Genomic DNA, 19,653 nt, shown 5'->3' with positions numbered 1-19,653 from the left:
CCCGGTGGCGCACGGACACCCCATCCTGTCGGCGGGCGACGACGGGGCAGGGCATCATTGTCCTGCCGAGTCTAGACAGCGCACCCCCGCGATGGCTCCGCGCGAGCAGCACCGCCCCGCCCGGCGGACGGAGAGGATCGGCGTGCACATCCACCGCATCGAGGACCTCGACGCCCCGGGGCTCGAGGACTACTCCCGGCTCACCGACGTGGCGCTCCGCCGCGTGAGCGAGCCGGCGGGAGGCCTCTACATCGCCGAGTCGACCAAGGTCATGGGACGCGCGCTCGCCGCGGGCCACGTGCCCCGCTCCGTGCTGCTGCAGGAGCAGTGGCTCGACGACGTCACGCCGCTCCTCGCGGACTTCCCCGACGTGCCCGTCTTCGTGGGGGAGGCCGCGGTGCTGGAGCGGCTCACCGGGTACAACCTGCATCGGGGAGCGCTCGCCGCCATGCACCGACCGGCGCTCCCCGCGGTCGCCGACGTGCTGCGCGACGCCCGACGGGTGGTGGTGCTCGAGGACGTCGTCGACCACACCAACGTGGGCGCCATCTTCCGCGCCGTCGCCGGCATCGGGGCCGATGCCGTGCTCATCACCCCGCGCTGCGCCGACCCGCTCTACCGCCGGAGCGTCAGGGTCAGCATGGGCACGGTGCTGCAGGTGCCGTGGACCCGGCTGCCCGAGTGGCCCGAGGCCGTCACGCTCCTGCACGAGGCCGGCTTCCACCTCGCCGCGCTCGCGCTGGAGGACGACGCCGTGACGCTCGACGCCTTCGCGGCGGATCCACCCGAGCGCATCGCGCTCGTGCTCGGCACCGAGGGCGACGGCCTCAGCCGCGCCGCGCTCCGCCACGCGGACTCGACGGTCGTCATCCCGATGCTGCACGGCGTGGACTCCCTCAACGTCGCCGCGGCGAGCGCCGTGGCGCTGTACGCGCTGCGGGTGCCCGCGTGAGCCGCGCCCGCCTCCTCGTCCTCACCGGGGTCGCGGCCGCGCTCCTCGTCTCCGGCGGCGTCTACGTCCCGGTCAGCCTGACGGCGGATCCGCCGGCCGCGGTCGCGCAGGTCGAGGCACCCGATCCGATCGTCAACGTCCTCACGCCCGAGGCCTGGCCGGGCGCGGGCGTCTCCGCGGTCGGCGCCGTCGGCTTCGACGGGGTCCTCGCGACCGACGACCCGGCGCCCGTGTCGCACCCCATGGCGAGCATCACCAAGATCGTGACCGCGCTGGTGGTGCTGCAGGCGAAGCCGCTCGCCCCCGGCGAGGACGGTCCGCAGGTGACCTTCACGGCCGAGGACGAGGCCCTGCGCGCCGAGATCCTCAAGCAGGACGGTACCGTCGAGCCGGCCGTGCCGGGCACGAGCCTCGCGCAGCGACACCTCCTCGAGGGCGCGCTGCTCGCGAGCGCGAACAACTACGCGGCGTCGCTGGGCGTCTGGGCGTACGGGTCCAACGACGCGTTCGTCGCCGCGGCGAACGCGTGGCTCGCCGAGCACGGGCTGACCGGCACGCACGTCGCCGACGCCATGGGCCTGTCACCCGAGACGGTGAGCACGACCCCCGACCTCGTGCGCATCGGCGAGATGGCGCTCGCCGACCCCGTGCTCTCCGGGATCGTCAACCAGAGGAGCGCGGACCTCCCGGGCGTGGGCACCATCCAGAACCGCAACATGCTCGCGTCGGTGCCGGGCTTCCGCGGGATCAAGACCGGCACGCTCGAGCAGGCGGGCAAGTGCCTGCTCTGGGCGGTGGACACGCAGGTGGGCGACCGCGACGTGACGATCGTCGGGGTCACGCTCGGTGCCCGCGACCACGCGGAGCTCGCCCGGCAGGTGCTCGCGCTCCTGCCCACCGTGACCGCGAACATGCACGTGGTCCAGGTCGCCACCGCCGGGGAGCCGTTCGCCGACTACGCGACCCCCTGGGGCGCCACGGCGCAGGCCGTCGCCACCGAGGACGAGACGCTGCTGGTGTGGGGCGACACGCCTGTGACCACGACCGTGGCCGCGCGCGGCGCGAGCGAGGGCGACGCGGGGGACCCGGTGGGCACCGCGACCGTCACCGCCGGCGCGCAGAGCGTGCAGGTGCCGCTGGCGCTGGACCGCGCGATCGCCGGACCCGACGGCTGGTGGCGGCTGGGCAACCCGGGGGAGATGCTCGGCTGACGCCGGGCGCCCGCGGCCCGGTCGGCCCGATCGGCCCTGCCGCGCCCGCGGCTGCCGCGGTCAGCCGTCCGCGTCGACGCGCGTCCACGGCGACGCGTCCGGCCGCTTCGCCGTGCGCCCGTCGCCGGAGGACTGGTGACGGAGCCGCCGCAGCACCCACGGCACGAAGTACGAGCGCGCCCAGTCGATGTCGCCCGCGCGCGCCTGCCGCCACGTGCGCGCCGGGAGCGGCTCGGGCTTGCGGGGCTCGAGGTCGTTCTCCACGGCGAGCGCGGCGAGCACCATGCGCGCGACGGTGTGGTGGCCGAGCGGCGCGAGGTGCAGCCGGTCGACGTCCCACATGCGGGGGTCCTGGATCTCGGTGAGCGACCACTGGTCGGCCACGATGCAGTCGTGCCGGGCCGCGATGGCGCGGATGTCCTCGTTGTAGATCGCGACCTTGCCGCGGAGGCGCCCGAACACGGGCGAGAACTTGACGTCGGTGCCCGTGAAGAGCACCACGGTCGCGCCCTCGGAGGAGAGGCGGGCGACCATGCCGTCGAGGCGGTCCGCGAGCCGGTCCGGATCCGCTCCCGGCCGGAGGATGTCGTTCCCCCCGGCGGAGAGGGACACGAGGTCGGGGTGCAGGGCCATCGCCGGCTCGACCTGCTCGTCGGCGATCTGCGCGAGGAGCCGTCCGCGGATGGCGAGGTTCGCGTACGAGAAGCCGTCGACCTGGCCCGCGAGCACCTCGGCGACGCGGTCCGCCCATCCGCGGTGCCCGCCCGGGCTGCCGGGCTCGGGATCGCCGATGCCCTCCGTGAAGGAGTCGCCGAGGGCGACGTAGCGGCGCCAGGGGTGGGGCTCGGTCATGCGGTTCCTTCCGGGGTGGGCGCCTCCCATCATAGGAACGGCCTCCCGCCGGGGGTCGCGTCCGCTGCGCGGGAATGACCGCGGCGACGAGTTGGTTGAGCCCTCAAGCAACTGTTCCACACCGAGCGAACCCGAGGACCCATGCCCGACCTGCTCTCCGCCGACACGACCATGGGGCCCGTGACCCTCCTGGTCCGCGACCTCGACGCCATGACCGCCTACTACCGCGACGCCGTCGGCCTCGACCTCGTCGCCGAGGGCCGGGGGTCCGTGATGCTCGGCCGGGGGAGCGCCCCCGCCGTGATCCTGGAGACCGGGCACGGCCTCGACCTGCCGAGCCCCGGGGACGCCGGCCTCTTCCACACGGCCGTGCTCTTCGACACCCCCGCGGCCCTGGCGCGCTCGGTCGCCTCCGTGGCCCGCCGAGCACCGGGCACGTACGCGGGCAGCGCCGACCACCTGGTGAGCCGGGCCTTCTACTTCACCGACCCCGAGGGCAATGGCGTCGAGCTCTACACCGACCGCCCGCGGGACGAGTGGACGTGGGAGGACGGGCACCTCGTCATGGGCACGCTGCACCTCGACCCGAACGCCTACCTGCAGCAGGAGCTCGCGCCCGTCGCGTCGGCCGCCGACGACGCGGCCGGCATCGGGCACGTGCACCTGCAGGTCGGCGACACCGGGACGGCGCACGCGTTCTACGTCGACGCGCTCGGCTTCGAGCTGGTCGCCGGGGCGCACGGCTCCGCGATCTTCGTCTCGGCCGGCGGGTACCACCACCACATGGCCATGAACACCTGGAACAGCCGGGGCGCGGGTCGGCGTCCGGCGACGCTCGGGCTCGGCACCGTCCGCATCGAGGTGCCCACGCGCGACGAGGTCGAGGCCGTCGACGCGCGGCTCCGCCACGCGGGCGTGGCCACGCGGGACGACGGGCGCGCGCTCGCGTTCGAGGACCCGTGGGGCAACGCGCTGGTCCTGTCGGCCGGCTGAGCGGCGGGATCCGGGCCCCCGGGCTCCCGTCCGCGCGGGGGAGGATGGGCGCATGACGCCGGCCGACCCGCTCGATCCGCACGCGCTCCTCGACGACGCCCTGCTCGAGCGGATCCGCTCCCGGGCCGCCGGCTACGACGAGCGCGCCGCCTTCTTCACGGAGGACCTGGCGGAGCTGCGGGAGGCGGGGTACCTGCGCCTCCTCGTGCCGCGCGACCTCGGCGGATCCGGCGCCTCGCTCGCGGACGCCGTGCGCTGCCAGTCGCTCCTCGCGGAGGCCGCTCCCGCGACGGCCCTCGGTGTCGGCATGCACCTCGTCTGGACGGCCGTCGCGCGGATCCTCGCCGACCGCGGCGACGACTCCCTCCGCGGCGTGCTCGAGGACGCCGCCCGCGGCGAGGTGCTCGCCTTCGCCATCAGCGAGCCCGGCAACGACGCCGGCCTCGGCGACGCCCGCACGCGCGCCGTGCCCGACGGCACGGGCGGCTACAACTTCACGGGCACGAAGGCGTCCGCGAGCATGTCTCCCGCGTGGACCCGGCTCGGGCTCTTCGGCCGGGACGACCTCGATCCCGAGCGGCCGCTCCTCGTGCACGCGTTCGTGCGCCGCGACGCGCCCGGCCTCGAGATCGTCCAGGACTGGGACACCCTCGGCATGCGCGCGACGCGCAGCGACAGCGTCGAGCTGCGCGACGTGCACGCGCCCGCCGCCGACGTCGTCCGCCGCCGCGAGCCGGGACGCCGCGACGACCCCTTCGCGCTCGCGGTCCTCCAGGCCTTCGAGCTGCTGATCGCGTCCGTGTACGCGGGGCTCGGCCGGCGCGCGCTCGACCTCGCGGTCGCGTCCGCACGGAGCAGGACCTCCCACGCCGCGGGCGGGGCGTCGCTCGCCGTCGACCCCGCCGTGCGCGCGCTCGTCGCCGAGGCGGCCCTCCAGCAGGACGCCCTGGCCCCGCAGCTGCGGGCGCTCGCCGAGGACGTGGACCGCGGCGTCGACCACGGCGACCGGTGGCCGTCGCTCCTCGTGGGCGCCAAGGCCCGCGCCACGCGCACCGCGGCGGACGTCGTGCGCGCGGCCGTCGGCGTCGTCGGCGGATCGGCGTTCCGCACAGGCGACGAGCTCGGCCGCCTGCACCGCGACGCGCTGGCCGGCGGCTTCCACCCGCCGAGCGACCGGCAGGCCGCCGAGACGCTCGCGACGGCGCTCCTCGGGCCCGCCGCGCGCCCGGTCTGAGCGCCCACCGGGCAGCCGCTCGACGTGCGCCGAGGGGCGGGGGAGGCGACGCGCCCGGCCGTCCGCCGGGCTCCGGATCCGCCGGACGGGGAGCGCCGGGACGCCTCGCCGACGGTCGTGCGGATCCGCTTCCGCCGTCCTCCCCGACGGGGGCGCGAGCCGTCGGGCCGACGGTCGCGGGCGGGTATCGTGAGGTCGAGTGAGCACCCTGCCGTCCCCTCCTCCGCACGTCGGATCCGCCGCGGCCGAGCACCTCTCGCCGGCCTTCCCGGAGCGGGCCGCCTGGGGCACCGTCAGCAAGCTGCGCGCGTGGCAGGAGGAGGCCCTCACCGCCTACTTCGAGAACGAGCCGCGCGACTTCCTCGCCAACGCGACGCCGGGCGCCGGCAAGACCACGTTCGCGCTCCGCCTCGCCTCCGAGCTGCTGCACCGCAAGACGATCGACCGGATCACCGTCGTCGCCCCCACCGAGCACCTCAAGAAGCAGTGGGCCGACGCCGCCGCCCGCGCAGGCGTCCGCCTCGACCCGATGTACAGCAACTCCTCCGGCGCCCTCGGCCGGCACTACCACGGGGCCGCCGTCACGTACGCGCAGGTCGCCGCCAACCCGTACCTGCACAAGACCATGACCGAGTCGAGCCGCACGCTCGTGATCCTCGACGAGGTCCACCACGGCGGCGACGCGCTCAGCTGGGGCGACGCGATCCGCGAGGCCTTCGAGCGCGCGACCCGCCGCCTCTCGCTCACGGGGACGCCCTTCCGCTCCGACACGGCGCCCATCCCGTTCGTCAGCTACCTGCGCGACCACCGCGGCGTCCGCCTCTCGCAGACCGACTACGACTACGGCTACGGGCGTGCGCTCGCCGACGGCGTCGTCCGGCCCGTCATCTTCCTCGCGTACGCGGGCAGCATGCGCTGGCGGAACAAGATGGGCGACGAGATGGAGGCGCAGCTCGCCGAGGGAAACACCAAGGACATCACCTCGCAGGCGTGGCGCACGGCCCTCGCACCGGACGGCGAGTGGATCCCGCAGGTGCTCGCGGCCGCCGACCGCCGCCTCACCGAGGTGCGGCAGTCGATCCCCGACGCGGGCGGCCTCGTCATCGCGACCGACCACACCACCGCGCGCGCCTATGCCGCGATCCTGCAGCGGATCAGCGGACAGCCCGTGACCCTCGTCCTCTCCGACGACGTCGAGGCGAGCGCCAACATCGACCGGTTCTCCGCGGGCACCTCCCGGTGGATGGTCGCGGTGCGCATGGTGTCCGAGGGCGTCGACGTGCCGCGGCTCGCCGTCGGCGTGTACGCCACCAGCGCGTCCACCCCGCTGTTCTTCGCGCAGGCCATCGGCCGCTTCGTGCGCGCCCGACGCCGGGGCGAGACGGCGTCGATCTTCCTGCCCAGCGTCCCCAACCTCCTCGTGCTCGCCAACGAGCTCGAGCGCCAGCGCGACCACGCCCTCGACCGCGACTCCTCGAAGGAGGGCGACCTCTACAACCCCGAGGACGCCATGATGGGCGAGGCCAACCGCAGCGAGAAGGGGTCCGACTCGCTCCTCAGCGAGTTCTCCTTCGAGGCGATGGGGTCCGAGGCCACCTTCGACAAGGTCCTCTTCGACGGCGCCGAGTTCGGGCAGATGGCCGACGTCGGCAGCCTCGAGGAGGAGGAGTTCATCGGCCTCCCCGGGATCCTCGAACCCGAGCAGGTGCGCGAGCTCCTCGCCCAGCGGCAGCACCGGCAGTCGAAGCACGCCAGCGAGCGCGAGCGCAAGCAGGCCGAGAGCGGCGCGCCCAAGGACCCGGACGACATCCCGCTGTACCGCACGCTCAAGGAGCAGCGGCAGCTCCTCAACAGCCTCGTCGGGATGCGCGCCAAGCTCCACGGCGAACCGCACGGGCTCGTGCACGCCGAGCTCCGCCGCGTGTGCGGCGGGCCGGCCGTCGGCCAGTGCAGCGTGACGCAGCTGCAGCAGCGCATCGACCAGCTCCGCCGGTGGATGCGCAGCTGACGCGCCCGATCCGTCGGGGGCAGCTCCGCCGGTGGATGCGCAGCTGACGCGCCCGATCCGTCGGGGGCAGCTCCGCCGGTGGATGCGCAGCTGACGCGCCCGATCGGTCGGGGGCAGCTCCGCGGGTGGATGCGCAGCTGACGCGCCCGATCGGTCGGGGGCAGCTCCGCCGGACGCGCGGCTAGGGCTCCGTCACGAAGCCGTGGTCGACCATGAAGCGGTACGCGACGTCCGCGGGCTCCTCGCCCTGGTCGTCCACCTCGAGGTTCATCTCGCGGAGCGCGTCGTCGGTGATCTCGGGGGAGATCCGGTCGAACACGTCCTGCAGGCCCGGGTACTCCGCGAGCGTCGCGCTGTCGAGGACGGGCGCCACGTTGTACGCGGGGAAGAAGCCGAGGTCGTCCTGCAGGATGCGCAGGCCGAGCTTGTCGATGCGCCCGTCCGTCGTGTACACCTCGCCGAACTGGCACGTGCCCCGGTCCGCCGCCGTGTACACCGCGCCGGTGTCGAAGATCGAGACGTTGCCGTCCGGGACGCCGTCCGCGGATCCGCGCGGGATGCCGTACGCATCCAGGAGCGGCGAGAGGCCGTCGCTGCGGGAGTTGAACTCCGCCTCCACGCAGAACGTCCGCTTGTCGACGGGCAGGTCCCGGATCTGCGACAGCTTCGTGATCCCGAGGCGTTCCGCCTCCTCGTCGCGCATGGCGAGCGCGTAGGTGTTGTTGAGCGGCGCGGGCGTCAGCCAGGTGAGGCCGTTCGCGGCGTCGGCGTCACGCACGGCCTCGTACTGGGCGCGCTGGTCGGCGATGCCGGACTTCTGGCCGAGGTAGCTGAGCCACGCCGTGCCCGTGTACTCCCACGTCATGTCGGCGCCGTGGCTCGTCATGAGCTCGCGCGCCGGCACGCTCCCCGGGACGTTCGTCTCGTCCGTCACCCGGAAGCCCGCGGCCCGCGCGGCGATGACCGCGATCTTGCCGAGGATGAGCTGCTCGGTGAAGTTCTTGGACGTGACGGTGAGCGAGGCGCCCGGCGGCAGGTCGAGCGGGCGGATGGAGCCGGGCGCCGCATCCGGCGCGTAGGCGGTGGCGGGCTGCAGGCCGCACCCCGTCAGGGTCGCGAGCGCGGCGACGACGAGCGCGGGGGCGGCAAGCGCCCGGCGACCGCGGGCGGAGCGGGGGAGGAGCGGCACGGTCAGAGTCCCTTCGGGCGGGCGACGTGCTCGACGATGCGGCCGAGCCAGTCGATGGCGAGCGCGAGGAGCGCGATGAGGAGGGCCCCGGAGACGAGGACGGGATACAGATAGAGGCTCACGCCCGTGATGATGAGGACGCCGAGGCCCCCGCCGTTCACGAACGCCGCGAGGGCCGCGGTGCCGACGAGGAGGATGAGCGCCGTGCGGATCCCGGCGAGCATCACGGGCACGGCCAGCGGCAGCTCGATGCGGAACAGCACGGCGACGCGGCTCATGCCCATCCCGCGACCGGCCTCGACGAGCCGCGCGTCGACGCCCCGGATGCCGAGCATGGTGTTCCGGAGCACCGGCAGCGCCGCGTAGAGCACGAGGGCGATGAGGCTCGCCGTGAAGCCGTCGGGCACTGCCATGGCGAGGAGCACCACGAGCCCGATCGCCGGTGCCGCCTGCCCGAGGTTCGCGACCGCGAGCACGGGCGCGGAGAACCGCCGGAAGCGGGGACGGGTGAGGAGGACGCCGAGCGGGATGGCGATCACGAGCACGATCGCGGCCGCGGTGAACGTCAGGACGAGGTGCTCGAGGGTCGCCTTCCCCAGCGCGGCGGGGGCGAGGGTCGTGCGCTCCACGGCGGTGAGCGGTGCCGTCAGCAGCCACGCGACGTAGACGGCGAGGACCGCGGCGATGGCGACGGGCTGCGCGATGAGCCCGCGCCAGGTGCGCGCGCCGCCCGCGGTGCCGGTGCTCGCGTCGAGGGCGATGCTCATGCGTCGCGTCCGTCCGCGGCGTCGGACGCGGCGTCGTCGGGCCGGCCCGCGCGCTCGGCGTCGGCGCCGACCGTGCCGATGGTGCCGGTGTTCGTGCCGACGGGCGCGTCGTCCTGCACGCCGGCGGCCGACGCCCGGGCGCTCGTGATCGCGTCCATCACGGTCTCGACGTCGATCACGCCGAGGAACGCGCCGCCGCGTCCGGTGACGAGCGCCGCGCCGGCGCTCGAGACGAGCATCGTGTCGAGCGCGTCGTTCAGGGTCGCGCGGGCGCCGACGACGGGGAGCTGCGGGTCGGCGTCCGGGCCCACGACGTCGATGCGGCCGAGGGCGCGGCGGGACGGCCAGCGGAGCGGGCGGTCGCGCCCGTCGAGCACGACGGCGTGCTGGTGGCCGACCTCGTCCATGCGGGCGAGCACGTCGCGCGCGGCGTCGCCGGGCCGGGCGATCACGGCGTCGGCGAGCGGCACCTCGTCCACGCGTCGGAGCGTCAGCTGCTTGAGGCCGGCGCCCGAGCCGATGAACTCCTCGACGAACGCGTCGGCGGGCTCCGCGAGGATGCGCTCCGGGGTGTCGTACTGGACGATGCGGGCGCCCTCGGCGAAGACGACGATCCAGTCGCCGAGCTTCACGGCCTCGTCGAAGTCGTGCGTGACGATGACGATCGTCTTCTGCAGCTCGGCCTGGATGCGCAGGAGCTCGTCCTGCAGCCGCTGGCGGGTGATGGGGTCCACGGCGCCGAACGGCTCGTCCATGAGGAGCACGGGCGGGTCGGCGGCGAGCGCGCGGGCCACGCCCACGCGCTGCTGCTGCCCGCCGGACAGCTCCTTCGGGTACCGGTCGCGGTACTGGTCGGGGTCGAGCGAGACCAGCTCGAGCAGCTCGTCGACGCGGGCGCGGATCCGGGCGGCGTCCCAGCCGAGCATCTTCGGCACCACGGCGATGTTCGCGGCCACGGTCATGTGCGGGAAGAGGCCGCCCGCCTGGATCACGTAGCCGATGCGGCGTCGCAGCTCGTCGCCGTCGATGCCCGTGACGTCCTCGTCGCCGAGGACCACGCGGCCCTCGGTGGGCTCGATGAGCCGGTTGATCATCTTCAGGGTCGTGGTCTTGCCGCAGCCGGACGGGCCGACGAGCATCACGATCTTCCCCGCGGGGATCTCGAGCGTGATGCCGTCGACGGCCGGCTTCGCCTGGCCCGGGTAGCGCTTGGTGACGCGGTCGAGCAGGATCGACCGCCCGCTGACGTCGGCGGTCGGGGGAGTGGTGGGGGTCTCAGACACGGATGCCTCTCGGGGTGGTGAGCCGGCCGAGGCCGACGAGGACGAGGTCGAGCAGGAGGGCGAGCAGGACGACGCCGGCGACGCCGGTGAGGACGGACTCGGTCGAGTTCGCGCCGCCGAGGCGCGAGAGCCCGGAGAAGATGAATCCGCCGAGCCCCGGCCCCAGCACGTACGCGGCGACCGCGGCGATCCCCATGACCATCTGCGCGGACACGCGGATCCCGCCGAGGATGACGGGCCAGGCGAGCGGCAGCTCGACGCGGAGGAGCGTGCGCATCCGTCCCATGCCGATCCCGCGAGCCGACTCGACCAGGGCCGGGTCGATGCCCGCGAGCCCCACCACGGCGTTCCGCAGGATCGGGAGCGTCGCGAAGAAGGTGACGACCGCGACCGCGGGGGCCACGCCGAAGCCGAGGGGCGCGATGAGCAGCCCCACCAGCGCGAAGGCGGGGATCGTGAGGCCGATGGCGGACACGCTGTTGGCGAGGGACGTGAGCGGGCGGCTGCGGTACACGGCGGCCGCGATGCCCACGGCGATCAGGGTGGCGAGCGCCAGGCACTGCACCACGAGGCTGAGGTGCTGCCAGGCGGAGAAGGCGATCTGGTCGGCTCGGGCGGACAGGAAGTCCCACATGTCGGTCTCCTCTGCGTCGGTCGGTCACCGGGAGGGGCGTCGGCGGGGGATACCCTACGCAGGCAGGCGGACGGCGAGAAGTTCGCGGGCACAGGGGTCGAGCTGGTATCACGCGCGCGGCGCGGGCGGGCGCGCCCGTGGTCGAGAGGTGCGACGGGGGCGGATGCCGCGCTCGGGCGTCGCCCAGGCGGCCTCGCCTACGCTCGTCATCCTGGGAGCCGCCCGACCGGCGCCCGCGAGGAGTCCCATGTCCGTCCCGTCGCGCGACGCCGACGCGTACGCCGTGCTCGGCGTGGATCCCGCCGCGTCCCAGGAGGAGATCCGCCGGGCCTACCGTCGCCGCGTCCGCGCCGCCCACCCGGACATGGGCGGGAGCGCGGACGCGTTCCAGGCGGTGCGCGACGCGTTCGAGGCCGTCGGCGACCCCGAGAGCCGCGCTCGCTACGAACGCGGCCTCCGCGACGCGCCCGCGGCGGAGGAGGACGGCACCGCGGGACGCGCGCACCCCGCGCACCCGGAGTCGACCGCGGGATCCGGTTGGGATCCCGCCTCGCGCCGCGGTCGCCCGGGAGCGCCCCGGGAGAGACCCGCCGCCCGCACCCGCAGCTTCGGCCACCCCGGCGGCTTCGCCCGCCTCCGCTACCTGTCGCTCGTGCGCGAGTGGCTCGCCGATCCGGCCGAGCCCGTCGTGCCCGCGTCGCCCGTCCCGCCCCGGGGCGGCCCGGCGCTCTCGGGCGAGCCCGGTCCGTACGTGCGGCGGACGCGCGTCATCGCCCCGCCCGTGCTGGCCGCGCTCCTCGCCGTCGTGCTCCTCGTCTCGGGACTCGGCGCGACGGGCGCCCTCGGGGGCGCGGTGCTCGGCGCCGCCGCGGGGCTCGCCCTGGCCGGACCCATGGGCCGCGCGTGGTTCCGTTCCGAGGAGCCGCGCCGCGTCGCCGCCCGCCGGCTCCAGGAGGACGTGCTCGCGCACGAGCGGGCCCTCCGCGCCTACCCCGACCTGATGGCGGCCTACAGCGACCGCCTGACGCGCCTCGCGGGGCTCCGCCGCCGCTTCGAGGCCGACGCCTACGCGCCCGACCTCGTCGCGGAGGTCCCCGAGGAGGCCGCGGCCGCCCTCCGCGCCGCCGTCGCCCAGGAGGAGACCGCGCGCGAGCTCATGGAGCTCGGGCCCTCCTACGCGTTCTGGAACGGGGTCTCCGTGCCCCGCTCAGGCGATGCCGTCGACCACCTGGTGCTCGGGCCGCAGGGCCTCGTGGCGGTCGAGTCGGTGCCCGCCGGATCCGCGGCGGCGACGGACCCGGCGGCGCGCGCCGACGTCCTCCGGGGGCTGGATGCGCGCGCCCGCGCGCTGGCGCGGGAGATGGACGTGCCCGTCGTCGGACTCGTGCTGTCGCTGCCCTCCGGCGTGCTCGGCGCGGCGCCCGTCGTGCTGCACGGCGCCGACGACCCGCACGCGCTCCCGGCCTATGCGGTCGCACGCACGCTCCTGGCCGACCACGTGGCCGCGGGCCTGCCGGGCCTCACGCCCATGGCGCCGGAGCGTCTGCTCGCGGTCCGCACCCGGCTCGTGCTCGACGCCCGCTTCGTCTGACGCGGCGCGGCGGCGCGGGCGCGGGGACGACCGCGCGAGCACGCCGCGAAGCGGTCAGCGGGGGAGCGGCACGTCCAGCTGGCCCGCCCGCACCATCCACTCGACGGCCTCGCGGGCCGCTTCCTCGCTCGTGTACCGCGGCGCGTAGCCGAGCACGTCGCGGGCCTTCTCGATGCTGGCGACGTGGCTGCGGCTGAGGTGCTCCCAGCTCACGTCCGCGTGCTCGGGTGCCGTGCGCGCGCGGAACGCGTCCCAGTCGAGGTGCTCCAGCTCGGCTTCGCGGCCGAACCAGGCCGCGGCGGCGCGCGCGAACCCGCGGACGGACATGGCGCGCTCGGAGACGGCGTGGAAGCTCTCGCCCACGGCGGTCTCCCGGTTCACGACGGCCAGCTGCACGACCTGCGCGACGTCGTCGGCGTGCACGTGGTGCATGGTCTCGCTTCCCGAGCCCGGGACGGCGAGGGGCGCGCCCGTGGCCAGCGCGGTCCAGACGGCGGGGTCGAGGTTGCCGACGGGCGTGATGACCGGCCAGCCGCCGCCGCTGATGTGGCCGGGGTGGACGACCGTCGCGGGCACGCCGCCGGACCGGGACTCGTGGATCAGGTAGCGCTCGATCTCCGCCTTCCGCACCCCGTACTCGCCGAACGGCTCCTTGACGTCGTCCTCGCGGAGCGGGAGCGAGGAGCTCAGCCCGTGCGTCCAGATGCTGCCGACGTGCACGAGGTGGCGGATCCGCCCGCGCAGCCCCTCGACGAGGTGGCGCGCCGACTCCGGCGTGAAGCACACCAGGTCGATGACCACCTCGGGCGCCAGCTGGGCGATGCGCTCCGCGAAGGTGCCCGCCGCGTCCTCGGCCTCGCGGTCCACGGCGACGCGCTCGACGCGGTCCCAGAGCGGGGACACGCGGTAGGGCTCGCGGGTGCCGCGGCTGACCGCGACGACGTCGTGGCCGGAGTCCACGAGGCGGGGGACGAGGAAGGTCCCGATGTGGCCGGTGGCTCCGATGACGACGACGCGCATCCCGTCACCCTATCGGCGCGCCGGGCGGCCGACCGGCCCGCGGATCAGATCCAGCCGCGCTTCCGGAACGCCGCGTAGAGGATGCCGCCCATCACGACCATGAGGCCGAGCGCGAGCGGATAGCCGTAGGTCCACTTCAGCTCCGGCATGTTGGTGAAGTTCATGCCGTAGATGGTGCCGACGAGCGTCGGCGCGAAGAGGATGGCCGCCCAGGACGAGATGCGCTTCACCTGGTCGTTCTGCGCGAGGCTCGTCTCGGTGAGCTTCTTCATCTCGTCGTTCTGGCGCTGGCCGACGAGGGTCGTGTGCACCGTCAGCGCGTTCTGCAGCAGCGTGCGGAAGGCGTCCGCCCGCTCGGCGACGCGGATGACGTGGTCGTGGACGTCGCGGAAGCCGCGGCGCAGCTCGAGGTCCACGTCGCGCCGCTCGGCGGCGGCGCGGAGGTCGTCGAGCATCGCCCCGAGGGGCGCGGTGGCGCGCTGGAAGGCCGTGACCTCGCGCATGAGCGCGTAGATGCGGCGGGAGACGTCGGGATCGGCGCCGAAGATCTGGTCCTCGATCTCGTCCACGTCGTCCTCGAGGCCCGCGGCGACGGGCCCGTACTCGTCGACGACCTGGTCGAGGATCGCGTAGAGGACGGCGGTGGGGCCGAGCGCGAGCAGCTCGGGGTCGTCCTCGAGGCGGTGACGGACGGCGGAGAGGTCGGGCGACTCGGCGTGCCGGATGGTGACCACGAAGTCCGGCCCCACGAACACGTGCAGCTCGCCGAACTCGACGCGCTCATCGGCGTCGACGTAGCGCGCGGGCCGCAGGACGACGAACCAGGTGTCGCCGTAGCGCTCCATCTTGGACCGCTGGTGGCCGGTGAGGGCGTCCTCGACCGCGAGCGGATGCAGCCCGAACTCGGCGGCGACGTGGTGGAGCTCGTCCGCGTCCGGGCGGTAGAGGCCGATCCACGCGAGGCCCTGGCGCTCGCGCATCACCTCGAACGTCTCGTCGAGGCTCTCCGGATCCGCCGTGCGGACCCCCTGGACGTACACGGCGCTGTCGACGACGGTCATGCGATCTCGCTCTCGGGTCGGAGGCCCGTCGCGCGGGCCGAGAGCGACTGTAGCCGGGCGGTGGCCGAGCCGGCCGGGAACGAGGAAGAGCCGGTCGGATCCTCGTGGATCCGACCGGCTCTCGTGTGTGTCCGAAGGGGGACTTGAACCCCCACGCCCTAATACGGGCACTAGCACCTCAAGCTAGCGCGTCTACCAATTCCGCCATCCGGACAGGATGTGCGGCCCGCCGTCTCCGGCTGCCGAGAGACGACATTAGCACGGCTCGGGAGGCCTCTCGACCACCCGCCGGGCCGGACGCCCGTGCCCGGCCTCGATAGCGTGGACCCATGACCGACACGCTCCCCGACGACCTCGACGCCACCGCGCGGATCGCCCGCGACCTCATCCGGTTCGACACGACCAACCACGGCGAGGGCCGGTCGGAGGGGGAGACGGAGGCCGCCGAGTACGTCGAGCAGCATCTCAAGGACCTGGGGCTCGAGCCCGAGCTGATCGACGCCGCGCCCGGTCGCACGAGCGTCCTCGCCCGCATCCCGGGGCGCAACCGCGACAAGCCCGCGCTCGTCGTGCACGGCCACCTCGACGTGGTCCCCGCCGACCCGGCGAACTGGTCCGTCGACCCGTTCGGCGGCGTCATCAAGGACGGCATGCTCTGGGGCCGCGGCGCCGTGGACATGAAGAACATGGACGCGATGATGATCACCGCGCTCCAGGAGATCATCACCTCCGGTCGCGCCCCCGAGCGCGACCTCATCATGGGCTTCTTCTCCGACGAGGAGGCGGGCGGCGTGCTCGGCTCCGCGTACGTCGTCGAGAACCGCCCCGAGTGGTTCGAGGGGGCCACCGAGGCCATCAGCGAGGTCGGCGGCTACTCCATCGACCTGGCCGGCAAGCGCGCGTACCTGCTGCAGACGGGGGAGAAGGCGCTCATCTGGATCCGCCTGGTCGCCACCGGCACCGCGGGCCACGGCTCGCAGGTCAACCGCGACAACGCCGTCACGCGCCTCGCGGGCGCGGTCGCGCGGATCGGCATGGAGGAGTGGCCCGTCCACCTCACCGACACGACGCGCCAGCTGCTCGACGAGATCGCCCGGATCGTCGGCGCCGACCCGAAGCAGGTGACGCCGGACGACCTGGCCATCGCCACGGGCACGGCCTCGAAGTTCATCGCCGCGACGCTCCGCACCACCACCAACCCGACGCTGCTCACCGCCGGCTACAAGCACAACGTGATCCCCGACACGGCCGAGGCCCTGGTCGACATCCGCGTGCTCCCGGGCGAGGAGGAGGCCGTGCTCGCGCGGGTCCGCGAGCTGGCCGGCGAGGGCGTCGAGGTGCGCATCGTGCACCAGGACGTCGGCCTCGAGAACCCGTTCGACGGTCCGCTCGTGGACGCCATGGTCGCCACCCTCGGCGCGCACGACCCCGAGGCCGAGGTGCTGCCCTACATGCTCTCCGGCGGCACGGACAACAAGGCGCTCAGCCTCCTCGGGATCACCGGCTACGGCTTCGCGCCGCTCAAGCTGCCGGCCTCGATGGACTTCCCGGCGATGTTCCATGGCGTCGACGAGCGCGTCCCGCTCGACGCACTAGTCTTCGGGAGGCAGGTCCTGCGCGACCTCCTCCTGAACTACTAGATCCGAGCCCCAGGTGGGCCACCCGACACTGGGAGCACCCGTTTGAGCTATCTCGAGGCGATCTTCCTGGGCCTCGTCCAGGGTCTGACCGAGTTCCTGCCCATCTCCTCGAGCGCGCACCTCCGCATCGCCGGGCTCTTCCTGGGCGGCGACCCGGGCGCGACGTTCACCGCCATCACGCAGCTCGGCACCGAGCTCGCGGTCGTGGTGTTCTTCCGCAAGCGCATCGGCAGGGTCCTGTCGGCCTGGTTCCGCTCGCTCCGCGGCGGCATGCCGAAGAGCGACCCGGACGTGCGCATGGGCTGGCTCGTCATCATCGGCACCATCCCCATCGGCATCGCGGGCTACCTCTTCCAGGACACGATCCGCTCCACGTTCCGCTCGCTCTGGATCGTCGCCATCGTGCTCATCGTCTTCGGCATCCTGCTCGGCCTCGCCGACCGGTACAGCCGCAGCGACCGGCTCGAGAAGGACATGACGTACGGGCACGGCGTGAGCATCGGCATCGCCCAGGCCCTCGCCCTCGTCCCCGGGGTCTCCCGGTCGGGCGCCACCACCACCGCGGCGCGCGCGTTCGGCTACGCCCGCCCGGTCGCCGCCGAGTACTCGTTCCTCCTCGCCGTACCGGCCGTCTTCGGCAGCGGCCTGTACGAGCTCGTGAAGAGCTTCGACGAGACCGGCCAGGCGGGCGCGGGCCAGACCGCGGTCGCGACGCTCATCGCGTTCGTCGTCGGCCTCGCGGTCATCGCGGGCCTCATGCGGTACATCTCCACGCGCACCTTCATGCCCTTCGTCGTCTACCGCGTCGCCCTCGGCGTCGTGCTGCTCGTGCTGCTCGGCACGGGTGCGATCGCGGCCTGATCCCGTGCGCGCCTGGTCACGTACCGCCGTCCCCGCCGTCGCGGGGGAGCCGCCCGTCCCGCAGCTGCACGACACGAGCAGCGGAACCGTCCGTCCCGCCGAGTGCGCGGGCGACGGCCGCGTGGGCCTCTACGTGTGCGGCATCACGCCGTACGACGCGACGCACATCGGACACGCCTCCACCTACCTCGCCTTCGACACCCTGCAGCGCGTCTGGCTCGACCGCGGCTACGACGTGGCGTACGTGCAGAACGTGACCGACGTCGACGACCCGCTGCTGGAGCGGGCGACCGCCACGGGCGTCGACTGGCGCGATCTCGCCGCCGAGCAGGTCGAGCTGTTCCGCACCGACATGGAGGCGCTGCGGATCCTTCCGCCCGACTTCTACGTCGGCGTGACGGAGGTCGTCGACGAGGTCGCGGCCGCCGTCGCCGAGCTCGTGCGACGCGGCACGGCCTACCCGGTCGACACCCCCGACGCCGTCGAGCCCGGCGCCCGGGACCTCTACTTCGACGTGGCCCGCGCGGGCGAGGACGGACCCTGGGCGCTCGGCGACGAGAGCCGCTACGACCGCGACACGATGTCCGCGCTCTCCGCCGAGCGCGGCGGCGACCCCGAGCGGCCCGGCAAGCGCGACCCGCTGGATCCGCTGCTCTGGCGTGCCGAGCGCGCGGGCGAGCCCGCGTGGGACGGCGTCGTCGGCCGCGGACGGCCCGGCTGGCACATCGAGTGCGCCGTCATCGCGCTGCGGAAGCTCGACCGGCCCGTCACGGTGCAGGGCGGCGGATCCGACCTAATCTTCCCCCACCACGAGATGTCCGCCGGCCACGCCTCCGCCCTCACCGGCGAGGACTTCGCGTGCGTGTACGCGCACACCGGGATGGTCGCCTACCAGGGCGAGAAGATGAGCAAGTCGCTCGGCAACCTCGTGCTCGTGTCGCGCCTGCGGGCCGCGGGCGTGGATCCGCGCGCCATCCGCCTCGCGCTCCTGGCCCAGCACTACCGCGCCGACTGGGAGTGGACCGACGCGCTCCTCGCGGAGTCGGTCGCCCGGCTCGCCGCGTGGGACGCGTGGGTCGATGCGGCGACGCCGCCCGTCGACGCCGTCGCGGAGGAGCCCGGCGAGCTCGTGCAGCTGGTGCGCGAGCGGCTGGCCGACGACCTGGACACCCCGGGCGCGCTCCTGCTGCTCGACCTCCGCGTGGCGACGGGCGTGCCCGCGACGCCCGTCGAGGTCGAGGCCGTCGACGCGCTGCTCGGCGTGCGGCTGGGGAGCCCCGCGGCCTGACCGGCGCAGGAGTCCGCGCGGTCCGCCGCGGCGCCGCCCTACTGGTCCTTCGGGTCCTTGGGCTCCCGGGGCCGCCACGGCTCGTCCGGGCGGTCGTCGCCTCGGCCGCGCGGCCCGTCGCCGCGGCGGAGGTACTTCTCGAACTCCTGCGCGATGGCCTCGCCGCTCGCCTCGGGGGAGTCGACGGTGTCCCGCGCCTGCTCGAGCTGCTGGATGTAGGACGCCATGTCCTCGTCCTCGCCCGCGAGCTGGTCGATGCCGGCCTCCCAGGTGGCGGCCTCCTCGATCAGCTCGCCGCGCGGGATCACGACGTCGACCATCTCCTCGAGCTTGTCGATGAGCGCGAGCGTGGCCTTCGGGGACGGCGCGCTGTGCACGTAGTGGGGGACCGAGGCCCAGAGCGAGACGGTGGGCATGCCCATCTCCTCGGCGCGCTGGGCGATGATGCTGAGGATCCCCACCGGTCCCTCGTACGTGCTCCGCTCGATGCCGAGCTCGGCGCGCACGTCCGCGTTCTCGCTCGTGGAGAAGACCGTGATGGGACGCGTGTGCGGAACGTCCGCGAGCAGCGCGCCGAGCAGCACGACGCCCTCGACGCCCGCGGCGCGTGCCGCGTCGAGCACCTCGGCCGTGAAGGCCGTCCAGTGCCGGGACGGCTCGACGCCGAGGAGGAGGTGGATGCTGCCGCCGTTGTCGCCGCTCACGCCGAGCTGCGCGTCGGCGGCCAGGTCCTGCGCGGGTCGCCGGGGGTCCTTCGGGCCGTAGAGCGTGGCGCCCGGCCACTCGAGCTCGCGGGTGCCGTCCTCCGCGAAGCCGATGGTGGGGCGGTTGAACTGGAAGTCGAAGTAGTCCTCGGGATCCACCGACGACACCGCCTCGAGGTCGAGGAGCTCCTTGAGCGCCCGGACCGCTCCGCTGGCGGCCTCGCCCGCGTCGTTCCAGCCCTCGAAGGCGACGACCAGCAGCCGTCCGCTCACGAACCTCTCGGCATCCGCCACGTGACTCCCGTCCCCTCCGACCCGACCACCCGGCCGGCGGTCGTCGTACGATCCTAGGACGCGGCGGCCCC

At 74.2% G+C, this 19,653-nt stretch carries 17 protein-coding genes and 1 tRNA gene; 9 read left to right on the top strand and 9 right to left on the bottom strand.

The genetic code is table 11. The features are described from left to right. The first annotated feature begins 142 nt into the window (after positions 1-142). Together ACU4ZT_RS08970 and ACU4ZT_RS08965 are read left to right on the top strand one after the other, a co-directional pair. Positions 143-952, top strand: coding sequence for a TrmH family RNA methyltransferase (locus ACU4ZT_RS08970; protein ID WP_063071815.1), 810 nt, complete (start codon positions 143-145; stop codon positions 950-952). Continuing rightward, positions 949-2,163, top strand: a complete 1,215-nt coding sequence (locus ACU4ZT_RS08965) for a D-alanyl-D-alanine carboxypeptidase family protein (protein ID WP_270981464.1) — start codon at positions 949-951, stop codon at positions 2,161-2,163. Before ACU4ZT_RS08970 ends, ACU4ZT_RS08965 begins: the two co-directional genes overlap by 4 nt. 60 nt (positions 2,164-2,223) lie before the next feature. Here ACU4ZT_RS08965 and ACU4ZT_RS08960 read toward each other — a convergent pair whose 3' ends face one another. Continuing rightward, a complete protein-coding gene (locus tag ACU4ZT_RS08960; protein WP_445337040.1) occupies positions 2,224-3,015 on the bottom strand; it encodes an SGNH/GDSL hydrolase family protein in 792 nt (263 codons plus the stop codon). A gap of 141 nt (positions 3,016-3,156) precedes the next feature. Between ACU4ZT_RS08960 and ACU4ZT_RS08955 the strand changes: the two genes are divergently transcribed. The 3 genes from ACU4ZT_RS08955 (at position 3,157) to ACU4ZT_RS08945 (ending at position 7,250) form a co-directional block, all read left to right on the top strand. Then, complete coding sequence (locus ACU4ZT_RS08955; RefSeq protein WP_063071818.1) at positions 3,157-4,008, top strand: VOC family protein; 852 nt, start codon at positions 3,157-3,159, stop codon at positions 4,006-4,008. A 52-nt stretch (positions 4,009-4,060) separates the two neighbouring features. After that, positions 4,061-5,242 (top strand): acyl-CoA dehydrogenase family protein, encoded by a 1,182-nt coding sequence (locus ACU4ZT_RS08950; RefSeq protein WP_063071819.1) that lies wholly within the window; start codon positions 4,061-4,063, stop codon positions 5,240-5,242. A 199-nt stretch (positions 5,243-5,441) separates the two neighbouring features. Next, complete coding sequence (locus tag ACU4ZT_RS08945; protein ID WP_063071820.1) at positions 5,442-7,250, top strand: DEAD/DEAH box helicase; 1,809 nt, start codon at positions 5,442-5,444, stop codon at positions 7,248-7,250. 181 nt (positions 7,251-7,431) lie between these two features. On the opposite strand, the gene ACU4ZT_RS08940 is transcribed toward ACU4ZT_RS08945, so the two are convergent. Genes ACU4ZT_RS08940 through ACU4ZT_RS08925 form a run of 4 tightly spaced genes read right to left on the bottom strand, consistent with a single transcriptional unit; the run spans position 7,432 to position 11,123 of the window. Further along, positions 7,432-8,439: a glycine betaine ABC transporter substrate-binding protein gene (locus ACU4ZT_RS08940; RefSeq protein WP_063071821.1), complete on the bottom strand. Its 1,008-nt coding sequence runs from the start codon at positions 8,437-8,439 to the stop codon at positions 7,432-7,434. 2 nt (positions 8,440-8,441) lie between these two features. Further along, positions 8,442-9,206, bottom strand: a complete 765-nt coding sequence (locus ACU4ZT_RS08935; protein WP_063071822.1) for an ABC transporter permease — start codon at positions 9,204-9,206, stop codon at positions 8,442-8,444. Continuing rightward, a complete protein-coding gene (locus ACU4ZT_RS08930; RefSeq protein ID WP_414747918.1) occupies positions 9,203-10,489 on the bottom strand; it encodes an ABC transporter ATP-binding protein in 1,287 nt (428 codons plus the stop codon). The genes ACU4ZT_RS08935 and ACU4ZT_RS08930 overlap by 4 nt, the downstream gene beginning before the upstream one ends. Beyond that, positions 10,482-11,123 carry an ABC transporter permease gene (locus ACU4ZT_RS08925; protein ID WP_445337039.1) on the bottom strand — a complete coding sequence of 214 codons (642 nt, stop codon included), beginning with the start codon at positions 11,121-11,123 and terminating at the stop codon, positions 10,482-10,484. The genes ACU4ZT_RS08930 and ACU4ZT_RS08925 overlap by 8 nt, the downstream gene beginning before the upstream one ends. Positions 11,124-11,370: 247 nt before the next feature. Between ACU4ZT_RS08925 and ACU4ZT_RS08920 the strand changes: the two genes are divergently transcribed. Continuing rightward, positions 11,371-12,714: a J domain-containing protein gene (locus ACU4ZT_RS08920; protein ID WP_414747920.1), complete on the top strand. Its 1,344-nt coding sequence runs from the start codon at positions 11,371-11,373 to the stop codon at positions 12,712-12,714. A gap of 54 nt (positions 12,715-12,768) precedes the next feature. On the opposite strand, the gene ACU4ZT_RS08915 is transcribed toward ACU4ZT_RS08920, so the two are convergent. The 3 genes from ACU4ZT_RS08915 to ACU4ZT_RS08905 form a co-directional block, all read right to left on the bottom strand. Beyond that, complete coding sequence (locus ACU4ZT_RS08915; RefSeq protein WP_063071826.1) at positions 12,769-13,734, bottom strand: NAD-dependent epimerase/dehydratase family protein; 966 nt, start codon at positions 13,732-13,734, stop codon at positions 12,769-12,771. Positions 13,735-13,778: 44 nt separating this feature from the next. Then, positions 13,779-14,795, bottom strand: a complete 1,017-nt coding sequence (locus tag ACU4ZT_RS08910; RefSeq protein WP_063071827.1) for a magnesium and cobalt transport protein CorA — start codon at positions 14,793-14,795, stop codon at positions 13,779-13,781. Between the two features lie 128 nt (positions 14,796-14,923). Further along, positions 14,924-15,009: transfer RNA gene (locus ACU4ZT_RS08905), tRNA-Leu, on the bottom strand. 115 nt (positions 15,010-15,124) lie between these two features. Between ACU4ZT_RS08905 and ACU4ZT_RS08900 the strand changes: the two genes are divergently transcribed. From ACU4ZT_RS08900 to mshC, 3 genes are read left to right on the top strand one after another with little or no spacing between them, the layout of a single operon-like run. Next, entirely contained in the window at positions 15,125-16,435 is a 1,311-nt protein-coding gene (locus ACU4ZT_RS08900) for a M20/M25/M40 family metallo-hydrolase (RefSeq protein WP_063071828.1), read from the top strand. Between the two features lie 42 nt (positions 16,436-16,477). Further along, positions 16,478-17,296, top strand: coding sequence for an undecaprenyl-diphosphate phosphatase (locus tag ACU4ZT_RS08895; RefSeq protein ID WP_414747921.1), 819 nt, complete (start codon positions 16,478-16,480; stop codon positions 17,294-17,296). Between the two features lie 4 nt (positions 17,297-17,300). Continuing rightward, entirely contained in the window at positions 17,301-18,584 is a 1,284-nt protein-coding gene (gene mshC, locus ACU4ZT_RS08890; RefSeq protein WP_445337038.1) for a cysteine--1-D-myo-inosityl 2-amino-2-deoxy-alpha-D-glucopyranoside ligase, read from the top strand. 38 nt (positions 18,585-18,622) lie between these two features. Here the strand turns inward: mshC and ACU4ZT_RS08885 are convergent, their stop codons facing one another. Next, positions 18,623-19,582 (bottom strand): PAC2 family protein, encoded by a 960-nt coding sequence (locus tag ACU4ZT_RS08885; protein WP_063071831.1) that lies wholly within the window; start codon positions 19,580-19,582, stop codon positions 18,623-18,625. Positions 19,583-19,653 lie beyond the last annotated feature (71 nt).

The sequence above is a fragment of the Clavibacter davisi genome, from assembly GCF_052751415.1.
The sequence above is the reverse complement of the archived record's forward strand: the minus strand, read 5'-3'. Positions and strand labels throughout refer to the sequence as shown.

Bases quoted from the DNA above. Each gene is read 5' to 3' on its own strand.
- ACU4ZT_RS08925 (WP_445337039.1), bottom strand. From the start codon at position 11,123: ATGTGGGACTTCCTGTCCGCCCGAGCCGACCAGATCGCCTTCTCCGCC.
- ACU4ZT_RS08910 (WP_063071827.1), bottom strand. From the start codon at position 14,795: ATGACCGTCGTCGACAGCGCCGTGTACGTCCAGGGGGTCCGCACGGCG.
- ACU4ZT_RS08915 (WP_063071826.1), bottom strand. From the start codon at position 13,734: ATGCGCGTCGTCGTCATCGGAGCCACCGGCCACATCGGGACCTTCCTC.
- ACU4ZT_RS08900 (WP_063071828.1), top strand. From the start codon at position 15,125: ATGACCGACACGCTCCCCGACGACCTCGACGCCACCGCGCGGATCGCC.
- ACU4ZT_RS08950 (WP_063071819.1), top strand. From the start codon at position 4,061: ATGACGCCGGCCGACCCGCTCGATCCGCACGCGCTCCTCGACGACGCC.
- ACU4ZT_RS08960 (WP_445337040.1), bottom strand. From the start codon at position 3,015: ATGACCGAGCCCCACCCCTGGCGCCGCTACGTCGCCCTCGGCGACTCC.
- ACU4ZT_RS08935 (WP_063071822.1), bottom strand. From the start codon at position 9,206: ATGAGCATCGCCCTCGACGCGAGCACCGGCACCGCGGGCGGCGCGCGC.
- ACU4ZT_RS08920 (WP_414747920.1), top strand. From the start codon at position 11,371: ATGTCCGTCCCGTCGCGCGACGCCGACGCGTACGCCGTGCTCGGCGTG.
- ACU4ZT_RS08955 (WP_063071818.1), top strand. From the start codon at position 3,157: ATGCCCGACCTGCTCTCCGCCGACACGACCATGGGGCCCGTGACCCTC.